Source organism: Amycolatopsis vastitatis (assembly GCF_002234595.1).
Classification (GTDB): Bacteria; Actinomycetota; Actinomycetes; order Mycobacteriales; family Pseudonocardiaceae; genus Amycolatopsis; species Amycolatopsis vastitatis.
Window position 1 is genome coordinate 130,301 of sequence record NZ_NMUL01000026.1, and the last position, 16,765, is coordinate 147,065.

General features: G+C 69.8%; 12 protein-coding genes. 8 read left to right on the forward strand and 4 right to left on the reverse strand.

Annotated features, from left to right (window positions below; all coding sequences use genetic code 11):
• Positions 1-81: 81 nt before the first annotated feature.
• Together xynA and CF165_RS25835 are read left to right on the forward strand one after the other, a co-directional pair.
• Complete coding sequence (gene xynA / locus CF165_RS25830; RefSeq protein WP_093950149.1) at positions 82-741, forward strand: endo-1,4-beta-xylanase XynA; 660 nt, start codon at positions 82-84, stop codon at positions 739-741.
• Positions 742-744: 3 nt separating this feature from the next.
• Positions 745-1,422 carry a polysaccharide deacetylase family protein gene (locus tag CF165_RS25835; RefSeq protein ID WP_093950150.1) on the forward strand — a complete coding sequence of 226 codons (678 nt, stop codon included), beginning with the start codon at positions 745-747 and terminating at the stop codon, positions 1,420-1,422.
• 44 nt (positions 1,423-1,466) lie between these two features.
• Here CF165_RS25835 and CF165_RS25840 read toward each other — a convergent pair whose 3' ends face one another.
• Positions 1,467-2,147 (reverse strand): hypothetical protein, encoded by a 681-nt coding sequence (locus tag CF165_RS25840; RefSeq protein WP_093950151.1) that lies wholly within the window; start codon positions 2,145-2,147, stop codon positions 1,467-1,469.
• A 115-nt stretch (positions 2,148-2,262) separates the two neighbouring features.
• Between CF165_RS25840 and CF165_RS25845 the strand changes: the two genes are divergently transcribed.
• From CF165_RS25845 to CF165_RS25860, 4 genes are all read left to right on the forward strand, one after another.
• Positions 2,263-2,949 carry a response regulator gene (locus tag CF165_RS25845; protein WP_093950152.1) on the forward strand — a complete coding sequence of 229 codons (687 nt, stop codon included), beginning with the start codon at positions 2,263-2,265 and terminating at the stop codon, positions 2,947-2,949.
• Between the two features lie 213 nt (positions 2,950-3,162).
• Complete coding sequence (locus CF165_RS25850; RefSeq protein WP_093950153.1) at positions 3,163-4,062, forward strand: ABC transporter ATP-binding protein; 900 nt, start codon at positions 3,163-3,165, stop codon at positions 4,060-4,062.
• A complete protein-coding gene (locus CF165_RS25855; protein WP_093950154.1) occupies positions 4,059-5,387 on the forward strand; it encodes an ABC transporter permease in 1,329 nt (442 codons plus the stop codon). Before CF165_RS25850 ends, CF165_RS25855 begins: the two co-directional genes overlap by 4 nt.
• A 4-nt stretch (positions 5,388-5,391) precedes the next feature.
• Entirely contained in the window at positions 5,392-8,136 is a 2,745-nt protein-coding gene (locus CF165_RS25860) for a bifunctional YncE family protein/alkaline phosphatase family protein (protein ID WP_093950155.1), read from the forward strand.
• Between the two features lie 221 nt (positions 8,137-8,357).
• Here the strand turns inward: CF165_RS25860 and CF165_RS25865 are convergent, their stop codons facing one another.
• Together CF165_RS25865 and CF165_RS25870 are read right to left on the reverse strand one after the other, a co-directional pair.
• Positions 8,358-8,615: a DUF397 domain-containing protein gene (locus CF165_RS25865; protein ID WP_093950156.1), complete on the reverse strand. Its 258-nt coding sequence runs from the start codon at positions 8,613-8,615 to the stop codon at positions 8,358-8,360.
• A 97-nt stretch (positions 8,616-8,712) separates the two neighbouring features.
• Positions 8,713-9,567 (reverse strand): helix-turn-helix domain-containing protein, encoded by an 855-nt coding sequence (locus CF165_RS25870; protein ID WP_158226827.1) that lies wholly within the window; start codon positions 9,565-9,567, stop codon positions 8,713-8,715.
• Between the two features lie 239 nt (positions 9,568-9,806).
• Between CF165_RS25870 and CF165_RS25875 the strand changes: the two genes are divergently transcribed.
• Positions 9,807-11,432 carry a hypothetical protein gene (locus CF165_RS25875; RefSeq protein WP_093950158.1) on the forward strand — a complete coding sequence of 542 codons (1,626 nt, stop codon included), beginning with the start codon at positions 9,807-9,809 and terminating at the stop codon, positions 11,430-11,432.
• 8 nt (positions 11,433-11,440) lie between these two features.
• On the opposite strand, the gene CF165_RS25880 is transcribed toward CF165_RS25875, so the two are convergent.
• On the reverse strand, positions 11,441-13,348 hold the full coding sequence (locus tag CF165_RS25880) for a tetratricopeptide repeat protein (RefSeq protein ID WP_158226828.1): 1,908 nt from the start codon (positions 13,346-13,348) through the stop codon (positions 11,441-11,443).
• 1,195 nt (positions 13,349-14,543) lie between these two features.
• On the opposite strand from CF165_RS25880, the gene CF165_RS25885 reads away from it, so the two are divergent.
• A partial coding sequence (locus CF165_RS25885; RefSeq protein ID WP_276209741.1) for an SdrD B-like domain-containing protein occupies positions 14,544-16,765 on the forward strand: 2,222 nt, incomplete at its 3' end.

Below are 16,765 nucleotides of genomic sequence, written 5' to 3' on the forward strand. Positions count from 1 at the left end.
ACTTTCCGAAAGTGATTGCCCCACCCTCGTCGGTGATCGCATGCTTTCGCCATCTTGGCCGGGCCTCGACGAGGAGGAAGAATGCGTACCAAGAACCGCTTCAGGGTGTTCGCCGGTGGGGCCGCGCTCGCGGTGATTGCCGCGCTGGTGCCCGGGGTGGCGCGAGCCGACACCGTCATCACCACCAACCAGACCGGTACCAACAACGGGTACTACTACTCGTTCTGGAGCGCCGGTGGTGGGTCGGTCTCCATGACGCTCGGCTCCGGCGGCAACTACCGCACGAACTGGAGCAACGTCAACAACTTCGTCGCCGGCAAGGGCTGGAGCAACGGCAGCCGGCGGAACGTGAACTACTCCGGCAGCTTCAACCCCTCCGGCAACAGCTACCTTTCGCTCTACGGCTGGACGTCCAACCCGCTCGTCGAGTACTACATCGTCGACAACTGGGGCAGCTGGCGGCCGACCGGGACGTACAAGGGCACCGTGACCAGCGACGGCGGCACCTACGACATCTACCAGACCACCCGCTACAACGCGCCGTCCGTCGAAGGGAACAAGACCTTCAACCAGTACTGGAGCGTGCGGCAGCAGCGGCGGACCGGCGGCACCATCACCACCGGCAACCACTTCGACGCGTGGGCCCGCGCCGGCATGCGGCTCGGCAGCTTCAACTACTACATGATCCTCGCGACCGAGGGTTACCAGAGCAGCGGCAACTCGAACATCTCGGTGGGCTGACCCATGCGACCTCGCAGCACTTTGCCGGCCGCCGCGGCGATGGCCGTCGTGGCGATGGCCGTGGCGGGTACCGTCGCCGTCACCCCGGCGCACGCCGCTACGTGCAACGGGTACGTCGGCCTCACCTTCGACGACGGGCCGTCGAACGCCCACACCCCCGCCCTGCTGAACGCGTTGCGGCAGAACGGGTTGCGGGCCACCATGTTCAACGAGGGCCAGTACGCGGCCGCGTACCCGGCCCAGGTCCGTGCCGAGGTCTCCGCCGGCATGTGGGTGGGCAACCACAGTTACACGCACCCGCACCTGACCCAGCAGAGCCAGGCGCAGGTGGATTCCGAGATTTCCCGGACCCAGCAGGCGATCTCGGCCGCGGGCGGTGGCACGCCACGGCTGTTCCGCCCGCCGTACGGCGAAACGAACGCGACGGTCCAGTCGGTCGAGGCGAAGTACGGCCTCCGGCAGATCATCTGGGACGTCGACTCGGGTGACTGGAACAACGCGAGCGTGGACGCGATCGTGGCGGCCAACGCCCGGCTCACGAACGGGCAGGTCATCCTGATGCACGAATGGCCGGCGAACACGCTGGCCGCGATTCCCCGGATCGCCCAGACGCTGCGGAACCGCGGGCTGTGCGCGGGGATGATCTCGCCGCAGACCGGGCGGGCGGTCGCCCCGGGCTGACGGGAGCGGTGGTGCGGCGGTTCCGGTGCCGCCGCACCACCTTTCTAGTTCACGTACCACTCCACGCGGGCCGAGGTCTCCGTGAACGTGTAGAGCCTGGCGCACGCCTTGTGGGTCACCAGGAGCCCCGTGGTGCGGCAGAGCAGTTCGGCGTTCGAGATGACCGACGGCGCGGGGATGAAGTGGCGGGCGGTGAGGTGCTCGCGCAGCACTTCGGAGGCGTGGTCGCCGGTCGCGGTGATGTCCCGCCAGCAGCCGCCGGAACCGCAGTCGATGCTCTCGGCGGTCTGCAGCTGCGCGGGCCAAGGCGACACGCCTTCGTCGCCGGGCGGGGCATCCCACTCGGAGAACAGGACGCCGCCGGTGACGACGAACCCGGCGACCACCAATGTTGTCAACCGGCCGGCGCCGCGCCGGGCACCGATCGCGCACACCACCGCCGCCAGCGTCGTGTAGAGCCAGTAGACCTCGATCTTCGCCGGTACCCACGGTCCGGAAAGGCCCAGTTCGCGCGGAACCACGAACCAGGCCAGCAGCGCCAGCAGGACCAGCCCGACGACCATCCCGCTCCGGGGCGACGGCGCCAGTGAGCACCACAGGATGACGGGGACCAGGGCGAACACCGCCGCGAACGGCGCTTCCCGCGCGAACGCGGCGATGGCCACCGCCGCCACCACGAGCGCCACGCGCCACCAGTGGGTCTTCACCAGCTCTGGGGTCAGCATCCCGCCATTGTCCTGATTCCGGGGCACCCGGTCGAGGTGGACCCTCCACAATGGAGTGTCCACGAAATCGGACAGCGGTGGTAGCCTGCCTCGGGGCGACGGCGGAAGGGGGATCATGGGGGAGCCGCGGGCGATCAGGGTGATCGTCGTGGACGAGCAGCAGGCCGGGCGGGAAGGCCTGGTCGCGCTGATGGGCCCGCTCGAGGACGTCGAGGTCGCCGGCTCGGCGGCGGACGGCGCGCGGGCACTCGAACTCCTCCGCCGGCTCGACGCGGTCGACGTCGTGCTGATGGACCTGAACACGCCCGTGCCGGGCGGGGTCGAAGCGACCCGGCTGATCGCCCGGGACCACCCGGACGTCGCCGTCGTGGTGCTGACGACCCATTCGGACGACGAGTCGATCGCCGGTGCGCTGGCCGCCGGGGCACGCGGGTTCCTGACGAAGGACGCGGGCCGGGGCGAAATCGGCGTCGCGCTGCGAGCCGTGGCCGCCGGGCAGCTGACGTTCGGGGCCGGCGTCTCGCGCCAGATCGCGAACGCGCTTTCCGACGCGGGTGGCCCGGTGGCGAAAGCCGTACCGCGCAAGGAAGGGCTGCCTGGCGGGCTCACCGCGCGGGAGGCCGAGGTGCTCGGCCTGATCGCCGCCGGGTTGAGCAACGGGGAGATCGCGGCCGAGCTGGTCATCGGCGAGTCGACGGTCAAGACGCACATCAACAACGCGTTCGCCAAGATCGGCGTGCGCAACCGCGTCGAGGCGATGCGTTACGCCGTGGGCCACGGGCTGGCGCGGCCGCCGCGGTGACCGGCCGGCCTGCTTGAGGCCGGCCCGCACCCGCGTCAAGGCAAGACGAGGGTAAAGCCCGCACGCAACCCGGACATTTCACCGGTCCGGCCACGGCCGGTCGGCTCCCGTTCCGCGTCAGTTCACTCCGCGCGCCCGCCGCCTTCATTTGCGGTACCTAAGTTTCTCCGCGCAGGCCGGGAACGGAAGGGACCCATGGACGCACCCTTGGCAGTGAGAGCCCGCGGGATCACCAAGTGCTTCGGGGACGTCGTCGCGCTCGACGGCGTCGACCTGGACGTGGCAGCGGGGCAGATCCACGGGCTGGCCGGCCCGAACGGGGCCGGCAAGACGACCCTGCTCGGCCTGCTGCTGAGCCTCGCCGTCGCCGACGAAGGCCGGCTGGAGATCCTCGGCACGCCGGTCGGCCGGGCGCTCGCCGCTCCCGCCGGCGTGGCGGGGTTCGTGGACGGCCCCGGCCTCTACCCGTCGCTCACCGCCCGGCAGAACCTCGCCGCGCTCGCCAAGCTCGGCGGCCACACCGTCGGCGACGTCCTCGAAGAGGTCGGGCTCGCCGACGTCGCCGACGACCGGGTGCGCGGCTTCTCCCTCGGCATGCGCCAGCGGCTCGGCCTCGCCGCGGCCCTGCTCACCGAGCCGCGGCTGCTGGTGCTCGACGAGCCGGCGAACGGCCTGGACCCGGCGGGCAAGAAGCACGTCCACGGCGTCCTCGGCCGCCTCGCGGCGGGCGGCACCGCGGTGGTGCTGTCCAGCCACCGGATGGACGACCTCGAGGCGCTGTGCGCGGAGGTGACGATCCTCGCCACCGGCCGGGTGGTCTTCACCGGCCCGCTCGCCAAGCTGTCGGCGGAGAACGGCGAGCTCGCGTACCGGCTGCGCACCTCCGACCCCGCCGCCGCCCGGCGGGTGATCGCGGATACGCGGGGGATCAAGCTCGCCGGGGCACCGCGGGACGCCGAGGGCGTGGTCGTGCGAGCGCTCGTCTCCGCGCTCGACGAACTGGTGCTGCGGCTGGGGCGGGACGGCGTCGCGGTGCGCGAGCTGGCGCCGGTCGTGTCGCCGCTGGAAGCGGCGTTCCTCGCATTGACCGAGCAGGAAGAGCGCACCCGATGACCACCGCCGTCGCGCGTCCCGTCCCAGTGGCCCGCACCTACCGCTTCGAGCTGGTCAAGCTGTTCTCCGCGTGGCGCATCCGGCTGCTCGTGCTCGCCTGCTGGCTGGCTCCCGCGCTCTTCGTCGCCGCGGTGAGCGAGCAGAGCTCGCTGCCCGTCGACACCCTCTTCGGCCGCTGGATGAACGCCACCGGCTGGGCCGGGCCGCTCGTCATGCTCGGCTTCGCCGGGACCTACGCCCTTCCGCTGCTGACGTCGGTGGTCGCCGGGGACGTGTTCGCCGCCGAAGACCGGCTGGGCACCTGGCGGCACCTGCTGGTGGCCGTCCGGTCGGCGAGCCGGCTGTTCACCGCGAAAGCGCTTGCGAGCCTCACCGTCCTCCTCGTGCTCGTCGCCGGGATGGCCGTCTCCAGCACCGCCGGCGGTCTCCTCGCCGCCGGGAACCGGGCTCTCGTCGGCTTCGACGGCCACCTCCTCACACCCGGCGACGCCGCCGGGCGGGTCCTGCTCGCCTGGGTCTGCGTGCTCGCCCCGACCCTGGCCCTGGCCGCGCTCGGCCTGCTCGGGTCCGTCCTCGGCGGACGCTCGCCGATGGGGCTGCTGCTGCCCGCCGTCGTCGCGCTGGCGATGGCGCTCGCCCAGCTGCTGCCGCTGCCCGTCGCCGTCCGCCTCGCCCTGCCCAGCTACGCCTTCGTCGCGTGGAACGGCCTGTTCACCGACCCCGGCCAGCTCGGCCCGCTGCTCATCGGCGTGGGGGTCGGCCTGGCGTGGGCCGTGCTCGCGACCGCGCTGGCGTACCGGCTGTTCGTGCGCCGCGACTTCACCAACCCGGCCCACGACGGCTCCGGCCGCCGGGCCCTCGCCGCGCTTCCCCTGGCCGTGCTCTTCGCCGCCACCGCCGGGATCATCGCCGCCGCGACGCCGTCCGTGGGGTCCGGGATCGACCAGGCCAAGGTGCAGCAGTCGGTCGCGACGGCGTTCGCCCACCTGTACCGCCTGCAGACCGGGCAGCTCGGCCGCCCCGACGTCACCGAGGCGAAGCTGGCGGCGACGGCGGCGTGCACCAAGGGCGACGGCCTGGTCGCGCCCGAAGGGCCGGGGAACGACTGGCGGTGCGTCGTCTCCTGGCACCTCCCCGGCGTCGACGCCACCGGGACGGCCATCTACCAGCTCGACGTCACCTCGGACGGGCGGTACGTCGCCGACGGCGACGGGCCGAAGGAAGTGAACGGCTACTTCCAGGTGCGGACCCCGGCGGGGGACCAGCCCAACCCGCTCTGGCAGTTCGACGCCAACGTCGAGCTGCTCTCCACCACGAAGGGATGAGCCCATGCAGGTAGTACGCCGCAGACGGCGGGCCGGGAAGGACCGCCGCGTCCGGCACCGGTTCCGGTTCGCGACGGCCGGGTCGGCCACGCTCGTGCTCGTCGCCACGGGCACCGGCGCCGGTGTCGCCTCGACGCAGCAGTTCGGGGACGACCAGGTCGGCCAGGTCACCGGCCAGGGCCAGGTCGTCGCCGCCGACCAGTACCTCGACCCGATCGGCGACCGGCTCGTCGTGCCGGGCGGCAAGATCATGGCGTCCTCGGCCAGCCCGGACGGCAGCCACCTCGCCGCGCTGACCACCGACGGCGGGATCGCCCTCACCGTCGTCGACCTGAAGAGCTGGAAGGTGCAGCAGCTCGTCGGCAACTCCGCGACGGCGAACCTGCGCATCCCCGGCAACGACGTGGGCCAGGAAGGACCGTCGTACTCCCCGGACGGCAAGACGCTGTGGCTGGCCCAAACCGACGGGTACACGCGGTTCACGGTGAACCCCGACGGGACGGTCGCGGCCCCGGTGGCCGTCAAGATCCCGGCGGACGGGCCCAACCACGCGCTGGTCGCGGAGGCGGTGTTCTCGCCCGACGGGTCCACTGTGTACTCCGCCGTCAACGGGCAGAACCGCGTCGTCGCCCTCGACGCGGCGACCGGCGCGATCAAGCGGAGCTGGGCCGTCGGCAACGCGCCGCGCGACCTGGTCCGCGTCGGGAACAAGCTGTACGTCAGCAACGAAGGCGGCCGTCCGGCGCGGCCCGGCGAGCCGACGCTGAACTCCTACAACACCCAGGTGCCCGCCAGCCGGTTCACCGGCGCCACGACCAGCGGCACGGTCAGCGTCATCGACCTGGCGAGCCCGGCCGCCGCGCCGAAGAGCATCGACGTCGGCCTGCACCCGACCGCGGTGTACGCCAAGAACGGCGCGCTGTTCGTCACCAACACCGCGAGCAACACCGTCTCGGTCATCGACCCCACCTGCGACAAGGTCGTCCAGACCATCGCGACGCAGCCGTGGCCGGAGGCGTCGGTCGGCTACGAGCCGGACGGCGTCACCCTGACCGGCGACGGGCACCTGCTGGTGACGCTCGGCCGCGCCAACGCGGTCGCCGTCTACCGCTACAGCCGGGCGCAGGAGCCGGTGAGCTACGTCGGCCTGCTGCCGACGGACTACTTCCCGACGGCGATCACCACGTCCGGCCAGGACGTCGTGGTCTCCAACACCCGCGGGATCGACGCCCGCCGCCCGACGACGGCGGCCGGGCACGGCACCCACGACACGACGTCGAGCGTGCAGCGGTTCCGGCTGCCGGACGACCGCGCGATCCGCGGGTACACGGCGAAGGTGTTCCGGCAGAACGGCTGGACCCCGGGCTCGGTCCAGGTGGCCCACGACAACGGCCACCGCAGCCCGGTGCCGGTCCCGGCGCGGCTCGGCGACCCGTCGACGATCAAGCACGTCTTCCTGCTGGTCAAGGAGAACCGGACCTACGACCAGGTCTTCGGCGACGACGCGCGCGGCAACGGCGACCCCTCGGTGACGCAGTTCGGCGAGAACGTCACGCCGAACCAGCACGCCCTCGAGCGGCAGTTCGGGTTGTACGACAACACCTACGACATCGGCACGAACTCCGCCGAGGGGCACAACTGGCTGATGCAGGCCGACAACCCGGAGTACACCGAGTCTTCGGCCGGGGAGTACCTGCGCAGCTACGACACCGAGGACGACGCGCTCGGCCACCAGAGCAGCGGCTTCCTCTGGACCGGCGCGCAGGCGGCCGGGAAGTCGGTGCGGGACTTCGGCGAGTTCCAGCAGTTCCTGACCAAGCCGGACGGCGCGAGCTGGCAGAACCTGTACTGCGACGCCAAGAACATGGCCGCGACCGGCGAACCGAGCGCGTACCCGATGGTGTCGTCGTCGCCGATCCCGTCGCTGAACGACGTTTCGGTGCCGGCCTTCCCGAAGTTCGACACCTCGGTGCCGGACGTCTACCGCTACCAGATCTGGAAGGACGACTTCGAGAAGCACGGACCGGCCGACCTGAACATGTTCTGGCTGTCCAGCGACCACACCGGCGGCCCGCCGAACGCGGCCGCCCAGGTCGCCGACAACGACCTCGCGGTCGGCAGGATCGTCGACGAGATCTCGCACAGCCAGTACTGGAAGGACTCGGCGATCTTCGTGGTCGAGGACGACTCCCAGGCCGGTCTGGACCACGTCGACGGCCACCGGGCGCCGGTGCAGATCATCAGCCCGTACGCGCAGCACGGCGTGGTCGACAGCCACTACTACTCGCAGATCACGATGATCCGCACGATCGAGCAGATCCTCGGCGTCCACCCGATGAACCAGAAGGACAGCGCGGCGACGCCGATGAGCGCGGCGTTCACGCCGAAGCCGGACTACACGCCGTTCACGGCGGTCCCCAACCGGACCTCCCTGACGGCGGGCCTGGCGACCCAGCCGTCCTGCGGCCCGGACACCCCCGCGCCGGCGAACCCGGCCGCCGCGCCGGTGCCGTCGTCGGCGGTGCCGTCGGACAAGCGGCAGGTGGCGGCGCAGTGGCAGGAGTGGACGACGCACCAGCGTCTCACCGGCCCGAACGCCGTCGCCGACTACGCCAACCCCGCGCAGATGAACCACTTCACGTGGTACCAGACGCACGGCTGGCAGCTGCCCTACCCGGGTGAGCCGCGGGTGTACGCCCCGGACCAGGTGCCGGGCGCCTACCTGCCGTCGGCGGAGTCCGACGGCTGACCGCCCACCGGACCGGGAGGCCCCGGCCGGGGCCTCCCGGTGACCGCTCTCGCCGTGGGCGCCGCGCCGATGATTCAAGTTGCGGCGTCGTGGAATTTGGACAAAAAGCTGACAAAACGGGGTTCGGCCGCTCCCGTGCATCGGCATGTGCATTTCGCCGGTGGCGGCTGCGGGATATGTCAATGCCGGAGTCGTCGTTTTGGGGTGCTCAGGGAATCGGATCATCCCTCGGGTGAATCAAGCGGCGCGCTCAGTCGGCGAAGGAGTGCGCGCCACCCCGTACGGCTGACGTGCAGTTCACCTGATTGGGTTGATTTGGCGTCGCGAACGCGCACGATCTTGCCGTCCAGAGCCACTTCCGTGCACTTCGGTTCGGTGGTCGGGTGACACCGGGAACTCCGGTGCCAGGCAAGGCCCCGTTCGTCGACCTCGATTACGGGAGCTTCAAATCGTCCGGTCATCAGGCCCTCCCGACCCATGATCGGCCGGAGTGTGCACCCCGGCCAATGGACGTGCTTCAGAGCCTCCCGATTCTACTCCCTTTTCGAAAATGCGCCGGGTTTCGGGGTTTTTCGGCTAGTGGGTCGCCCGGATCCGGTTGATCGTCGCCTTGAGTTCGTCCGGCGGGGTGGCGTGGTCCGGGCCCGTCAGCTTGTCGAACGCGTCGAGGTACCGGCCGACCTCGTCGGGGTCCGTTCGCGCGAGCACGCGGAACCCGGGCTGGTCGAGGTACACGACGTGATCCTGGTCGGGCAGCTCGAAAAGCGTGAAGGTGGACTGCATGCCGTCGGTCACGCCGCGGTCGAGCGTGGCGACCTGGATGGTGATGTTCGGCAGTTCGTTGAGCTCAACCAGGAGGTCGAGCTGCTCCCGCATGACGTCGGCGGACCCGATCGTCCGGCGGAGCGACGCCTCGTCCAGGATGAACCGGGCTTCCAGCGGCTGGGACTCGGTCAGGAGGAGGCGGCGCTCGGTGCGCATGAAGACCGAGCGCTCGATCGCCTCTTCACTGGAGCCGAAGGCCTTCCCGACGCCGCGGATGTAGGCGGGGACCTGCAGGATGCCCGGCACGATGAAGTTTTGGTATTCCGCCATGCTGGTCGCCGCGGCCTCGACGGCGATGAAGTCGATCAGCTCGGGGTGCACATGTGGCCGGTGGTCGTCCCACCACGCCTTTTCGCGAGCGGCCCTGGCGGCCCCGGCGAGGTTCTCGACCACCTCGGGGTCCTGGACGCCGTAGAGTGCCAGGAGCGCTTTCAGGTCGGTGATCGAGATGCCGACGGTGCCGCCTTCGATGCGGATCACTTTGGACATCGACCACTCGAGATGGGTGGAAACCTGCTTCTGCGTCAGCCCTGCCGCGGCGCGCAAGCGCCTGAGTTCGGCCAGCAGCCTGCGTCGTTCGGTGACCGGATTGCGTCCCCCGAGCATGATCAGCCCCCTCTCTACTGGTCCAGCCCGGTCACTGCCTGCTAGCTTGGTGACCGTTGAGCAAGACGCCAGTCTGGAAATCTGCCAGGTGGCGGTCCGCCATAGGTCCATAGTAGTACCATCTGCTACCCGTAGTAGCAACTGGTGAGTAAGCACGCACGATCGGGGCATGGCGAGTGGATGGTCGGCACGATGACGGCCGAGACTGCCGGACCTTGCGGGCGTCCTACTCGGTCCTCATGGTGGTCCGGACCTTCACCACGCTCGACCGCATGCTCACCCTGCGCGAGGCGCTCTACCCCGACCCGCCGCACCTCAAGTTCGTCGTCGAGAAAGGATCGAAGTTCGCCCGCGGGCTCGGGCCGCACATCGAGCAGCTCGGCTTCGAGGTGCTCACCTGGGCGGAAGCGAAGACCACCCGGTTCGACGTCATCCTGGCGGCGCACGCGACGGCGGCTCTCGGCGAGCTCCGCGGCCTGGTCTTCGTGGTCCCGCACGGTGCGGGGTACAACCGGCGGGTCGGCTGGTCGAGCGGGAGCGACCGGTTCGCGACCGGCCTCGTGGACGGCCAGTTGACGACCGAGGCCGGCACGGTGTACGCCAGCGCGATCGGAGTGTCCCACGAGGAACAGGTCGTGCGGCTGCGGGAGAGCGCGCCCGAGGCCGTCGACCGGGCTGTGGTCATCGGCGACCCGGTGTTCGACCGGATCGCCGCGTCACGGCCGAGGCGCGACGAGTTCCGGGACCGCTTCGGGATCCTCCCCGGCCAGAAACTGGTCGCGGTCACGTCGACCTGGGGCGAGTGGGGCACGGTGGGAAGCGCCGCGAGCCTGCCGATGAAGTTGCTCGCGCAGCTCCCGATGGATCAGTACCGGGTGCTGTTGATCATGCATCAGAACGTCTGGTTCGCCGACTCGCCGGCCGGCATCAAAGCGAAGCTCCGAGACGAGCTGGACAGCGGGCTGGTGATCGTCCCGCCGCAGACGCCGTGGGAGCCGGGTTTGGTCGCCGCCGACATCTGCCTGGGCGATCACTCCTCGTTGTCCATTTACGCCGCGTCGATCGGATGCCGGTTCCTCCTGGTCGCCGACGGGCGGAAGGAACTTGTGCCGGAATCGCCTCTGGCGCGGCTGTGCGAGCAGGCGACCCGGCTCGACCTCGAGGGAGATCTCCGCCGCCAGATCGAGGTCCACCTGAGCGGCCCCCGCCTGCTGTCCCCGCAGGACATCGCGAACTCGATCTTCCAGAAGCAGAACCGGTCGCTGGCCGAGTTCCGGTTCGTCGTCCGGACCCTCGCCGGCCTGCCCGACCTGCCCGATCCGCCCCGGATGACGCCGGTCGGCGATCCCGAGCTGATCAAGGGCCGCCGGATCACCGCCTGGGTCGTCGTCACGAGGACCGGCGACGACGGCACTGTCCTCATCGAACGCTGTCCCCGGATCGCCCGGACTTCGTGGGCGGGACCGGACGCAGACGTCTGTCAGGTCGTCGATCATGCCGAGGTGGACGAGATCACCTTGTCCAACGGCGAGATCCTGCTCCGCTCATACCCGGTCGCCAAGGCAGCGGGCGAGAAGTGGGTGGACGCGACGCTGACCCCGTCCGAAGAAAACGGAATCGCCGGCGGCCGGGTCCCGACCGAGCTGCCCAGCGCCTGCGTGGCCGCCTACCGCCACGCGGACGGGATCGCGGTGCGCTGGCGTGGCGGCCCTCGCGTCGACGTCGCCTGCGACGACGTGTTCGCCGCGGCCACTGTGCTGCACCGCCGGTGGCTGAACGGCGACCCGCTCGACCGGCCGGGATGCGCGACCTACAGCTACCGGCCGGGGGAGGTCGAGCACTTCGGCTTCACCCCGGCGCCGTGATCCAGCGGTCAGGACGGGTCGCTTTCGAGCAGGCTCTTGGCCACGTTGACCAACGGGCTTCCGGCCGCTTCGTAGAGCTGGACGAGCCGCCGGGCGGAGTGCTGCAGCAGTTCGCGGTCGTTGTCGTGCTGGGCCACCTTGACCAGGATTTCCAGCGCTTGGGCCTCTTTCACCGGTAGCCGGCTGTCGCGGGTCGTCTGGACCGCCGACCGCAGGACCGAACGCGCGTCCTCGAACCGCTCCAGGCTTTCGTAGGCGCTCCCCAGCGCGATCCCGACCTTCGCGGTGCACATGCTGTCGTGGATCCGTTCCGCGATGGACATCGCTTCGGTGAGCGTGCGCAGCCCGTCGTCGGGGCGTCCGGCTTGGACCAGCAGGTCCCCGAGCTGGCAGGTCTGGATGGCGACGCCGCGGTCGCTGCCCAGCACGCGGTTGAGGTCGCGGGCGCGCCGCAGGTTTTCTTCCGATTCCCGGTACCGGCGCAAAGCCCGGAACAGCAGCCCGCGTGACTCCACCACCACGGCTTCCGAGCGCAGATCGCCTTCCGCGGCCGAAATCGCCGCCGTCAGCTGCTCGTCGGCGGATTCGAAATCGCGCAGTTCGATGAACGCCCGCGCCAATTGGTTGCGAATGCGCGCTTCGGCGGGGCCGTTGCCGCATCGATGTGCCGCGACGACGCCGAGCCGGTGCGTTTCGAGCCAGTCCGAATACATCTTCGTGTTGTAGTAAAAGGCCCACAACGATTCGCAGAGCCACCACACCGTCTCGAACATCTCGCGACGCCAGGCTTCCTGGACGACCGCCAGGAGATGGGACTGCTCGGCCGAAAACCATTCCATCGCCGCCGGTTTGTCGAACCGGGGCTCCGACTGGGCGGGTACGCGGCCGAAGACCCGCCAGCGGCCTTCGCCCATCACGGCCCGGTCGGCTGCGGCCGCGGCGCGCGCGTACCAGCCGATCATCCGCTCCACGGCGGTATCGCTGGCTTCCTTCGTCTCGTCACGCTCGGCCATGGCCCGCGCGTGCAGGTGGACGAGGTCGTGCAGCCGGTAGCGGTCGTTGCCGAGTTCCTGCAGGAGACTCGAAGAGAGCAAGACGCCCAGGAGGTCGTCCGCGGCACTCGGCGTCAGCCCGGCCGTCGCGGCCGCCGCGTCCAGGGAAAACTGCGGCCCGGGGTGGAGTCCCAGCAGGCGGTACATTCTTCCGGCGTCGTCCGGCAGTTCGCCGTAGGCCGCGTCGAACATCGACCGCACCCCCTCCTCGCCCTCGAAGGCCAGCCTGTCGAGCCGCTGCCGCTCGTCGGTGAGGTAGCGGATCAGGCGTGGTATGGACCACTGCTTGCGCAGCGCCAGCTGGGCGCCGGCTACGCACAGTGCGAGCGGGAGACCGCCGCACAGCTCGACGAGGTCGCCGACGGCCGCGCGGTCTGTGGCCGGGAGTTCCGGCACCATTTCCGCCATCAGCAGCTTGCTGTCGGAAACCGTCAGCGGGGCGACGTCGATGAATTCGGCCCCTTCGGTGATGAGGCTGCCCAGCCTGCGGCGGCTGGTGACCAAGACGACGCTGCGGCCGGAACCCGGGATCAACGGCCGCACCTGCGCCGCCAGGTCCGCGTTTTCGAGCACGACCAGCAACTGTCTCGACAGGGTGCGGGACCGGAACATCGCAGCCCGTTCGGGGAAGGACGCGGGCAAGTAGTCCTCGCGGACGCCGAGGACGCGCAAAAAACTGCCCAGTACCTCGGAGAGCTCGACGCCGCCGGGGCGCCGGTAGTCGGCGAGATCGGCGTACAGCTGGCCTTCGGTGAAGCGCTCGAGGTGGCGGTGGGCCCATTTGAGCACCGCCGCGGTCTTGCCGACTCCGCCGAGCCCGCTCAGCACTATCACGGCCGCCCGGTTGCCCTTCGTTTTCCGCACCTTGTCGGAAATGGCCGTCAGCTCTTGTGATCGGTTGACGAACAAGGGCGGCGCGGGCGGGAGTTGCCGCGGGGTGTCGTGAAGCGTGTACGGCGCCGGCGACGAGCAGCTTATCGGGGTACGGCGAGTGATCGGTACCGCCGGCTTGTCAGGCTCGATCTCAGCGCTCATTCGCTCGCTCCCCGCCGAGTGACTCAACGCCGTACGACGATCTGGAGCGTCCCACCATACCTTGCTTCGGTGGTCGCTCTCCAGGCTTCTTCCCATTGGCGGCAGGGTAACTCACCGGCAGCACGATAATCGGAGCCTGTCGCATTGCCTGCAGCAACATTGCCCGTTCAGTGCCCTCGATCCGGGTAAAACGGGTAGGCGGGCGCGAAGTGGAGTTCGTCGCGCTGCGCTTCTCCGTAAGCGGCTTTGTCACTCTCATACCTTCACTTGAGTCCCACGTGACACCCTGCTCAACGGCGCACCGTAGTACGGAGGTGCACCGGTTACCCGTTGGAGTGCACGTGCAGAAGCATGAGCATGACATCTCTCGCACGATAAGGCCTCGCCCCGTGTCCTCGAAGTCGGACGCGACCCTCCATCGAGTGGTTTTGCCCGTGCTCACGGGGTCCGGGCGGAATCCGGGGAGAAGGGCCATGACTTGCAGTCGCGCCGGGCTTGTCCGTTGCTACAGCGAACACGGTGCGTGGCGTGGGCTTGGCAGTCCGCTGCGGGTCCCGTCAGGGCGATCGGACGACTCTCGGCTCCGACGTCGTTATCGTACCGCTACCGTCGAGTGACTGCTCGTTATCGGGAATTCCCCGCTGGGAACCGGTTCGAAACTTTCGCTATTGCCGCCGTCCGGGCGCTTGATTTCCGGTCGGGAAATCGGCATGAGGATTCCCGGGGACCGGCATAGGGGTTTCTTAGGCCACTGTGACGTCCGGCGACGAGTCGGGCGCCTTCGCGTCGTAGCGTGCCGGGCTGCATTGGCGGAGTGGGAGGTGTCCTCTCTCTCCGGCAGCTGCCTGCCGTGGCTAGCCCGGTCGGTGGGCGACATCTCACTCGATCGTGTGGTTTGAAGTCATCAAAACCGGCTTTTCATTCACCCGTCTTCACCGGGTGACTCACTCTGCCCGGCTCTTAAACTCACCGCAACCGTCTGCATTGGACAGTGGCCGTCGCGGCCCGGCTTGTGGAGTGAGACTTGAAGAGACTGACAGCTTTCGGGGCGGTGTTCCTGCTCGCTTCGACGGTGTTCCCCCTGGCGGCACCGGCCGGGCCGGCTGTCGCGGATGCCTCCGACGGCACTCTGACCGTCCGGGTGGTCCGTGACATCAACGGCAACGGCAACTACGAGCCGGCCCTGGAGGGCGGGGTGGCCGGGATCCCGGTCAAGGCCACCGGCCCCGGGGGTGGCACGGCCACCGGGACCACCGGCGGCGACGGCACCGTCAAGCTGGCCACCGCGGGGCTCGCCGGCGGCAAGTACCGCGTCGAGGCGAGCATTCCCGCTTCGATGCCGTACCTGAAGCCGGCCCCGGCGGGCGGCGGGCTGAGCAGCCTCACCTCGTTCGTCGACGTCTCCGGCGGCAAGAAGGCCGACCTGACGATGGGGGTGTGGAACCCCGCCGACTACTGCCAGGACAACCCGGCACTGGTCACCGCCTGCCAGCGCAACGGCATCGCGCCCGGGATCGACACCAAGGCCCGTTCCCTGATCAGCTTCCCGTTCACCGCGCGGGGAACCACGACCGCCCCCACCGCGCTGGCCACCCAGGGTGACACCGGGACGGTCTACGGGATCGCGTACCGCAAGCAGGACAAGCGCGTCTTCTCCAGCGCGTTCGCCAAGCGGGCCACCGCCTACGGCCCCGGCGGGACCGGCGGCATCTACGTGACGGACACCGCGGCCAAGAGCACCAAGCTCTTCACCAAGGTGCCCGGGGCCGGGAACACCGCGCACGCCATGCAGACGAACTTCGACGGCGCGTTCGCCGACGTGGTGGGCAAGGAAAGCCTCGGCGCGATGCGCATCAGCGAGGACGGCACGACGCTGTTCGTGGTGAACCTCGTCGACCGCAAGCTCTACCTCTACGACGCCACCGCCGCGACCGCGGCCGCGCCGAAGGCGAGCTACGCGATCCCGAACCCGGACTGCCCCGCGGCCGGTGACTGGCGGCCGGGCGGCCTCGGCGTGCACGACGGCGTCGTCTTCGTCGGTGGGGTGTGCTCCGGCGAATCGACGCAGAAGACGGCCGACATGCGGGTGGTGATCCGCGCGTTCGACGCCGCCGCGGGCGCGTTCGGCCCGGTGCTCGTCGACCGGAAACTGGACTTCAAGCGCGGCGACGCGCTGTGGAACGGCAGTGACACCCACATCTGGAACCCGTGGCAGGCCACCTACCAGGCGCCCGCGCCTCAGGCCGGGCACCTGATCACGCGTCCGGAACCGCTGCTGACCGACATCCGCGCCGAAGCCGGGGGCGACCTCGTGCTCGGCTTCCGTGACCGCTTCGGCGACCAGGGCGGGCACGACATGCCGCCCTTCGCCGGGTCCCCCGACAAGTACGACACCGTCAGCGGCGGTGACCTGAACCGGGTCTGCAAGCAGGCCGGCGGCTACGTCTGGGAAGGCACTTCCGGCTGCCCGAACAACAACAACGCGACGGCCAACGGCGGTGGCGAGCCGACCGACGTCGTCGAGTACTACCCCGGTGAGTACTTCAGCGACACCGAGCACGGCAAGCCGCACAACGAGACCGCCCAGGGCGCCCTCGCGGTGGTGCTCGGGGCCGGGCGGATGCCCGCGACGGTGATGGATCCGACGGCGATCAACACCGGCGGCGTCGGCTGGTTCGACCGGGCCGACGGCACGATGATGAACGCCGGCTACTCGAACAGCTACCTGATCAACGACTCGAAGACCGAAGGGTGGGCCAAGGCCAACGGCCTGGCCGACCTGGAGGCGCTGTGCGACAGCGCGCCGGTCCAGCTGGGCAACCGCGTGTGGTTCGACACCGACGCGAACGGCATCCAGGACCCGGCCGAGCCCGCGGTGGCCGGGGTCAAGGTGCTGCTGCTGCCCTGCGACGGCAAGGGAGCGGCACTGGCGACCAAGACGACCGGAGCCAACGGCGAGTACTACTTCGGCGCCGCGGACGGGCTCAAGGCCGGCACCTGCTACACGGTGAAGTTCGACTATTCGGGCGTCGACCCGGCTGCCTTGCCGGGCGCTCCACCGTTGTCGAGTATCAAGTGGACAGTGCCGAAGGCGGGCGACGCGACGATCGACTCCGACGTCGACCCGGCCACCGGCACCGCCAAGGTGACGATGGGCCCGGCGGGCTCGGTCGACCACACCGTCGACGGCGGCCTGATCGCCGCGGCGAACCGGCTCGGCGACTTCGTGTGGGCGGACCTGAACCG

Bases quoted from the DNA above. Each gene is read 5' to 3' on its own strand.
- CF165_RS25860 (WP_093950155.1), top strand. From the start codon at position 5,392: ATGCAGGTAGTACGCCGCAGACGGCGGGCCGGGAAGGACCGCCGCGTC.
- xynA (WP_093950149.1), top strand. From the start codon at position 82: ATGCGTACCAAGAACCGCTTCAGGGTGTTCGCCGGTGGGGCCGCGCTC.
- CF165_RS25845 (WP_093950152.1), top strand. From the start codon at position 2,263: ATGGGGGAGCCGCGGGCGATCAGGGTGATCGTCGTGGACGAGCAGCAG.
- CF165_RS25855 (WP_093950154.1), top strand. From the start codon at position 4,059: ATGACCACCGCCGTCGCGCGTCCCGTCCCAGTGGCCCGCACCTACCGC.
- CF165_RS25870 (WP_158226827.1), bottom strand. From the start codon at position 9,567: ATGCTCGGGGGACGCAATCCGGTCACCGAACGACGCAGGCTGCTGGCC.
- CF165_RS25865 (WP_093950156.1), bottom strand. From the start codon at position 8,615: ATGGGTCGGGAGGGCCTGATGACCGGACGATTTGAAGCTCCCGTAATC.
- CF165_RS25875 (WP_093950158.1), top strand. From the start codon at position 9,807: ATGGTGGTCCGGACCTTCACCACGCTCGACCGCATGCTCACCCTGCGC.
- CF165_RS25840 (WP_093950151.1), bottom strand. From the start codon at position 2,147: ATGCTGACCCCAGAGCTGGTGAAGACCCACTGGTGGCGCGTGGCGCTC.
- CF165_RS25835 (WP_093950150.1), top strand. From the start codon at position 745: ATGCGACCTCGCAGCACTTTGCCGGCCGCCGCGGCGATGGCCGTCGTG.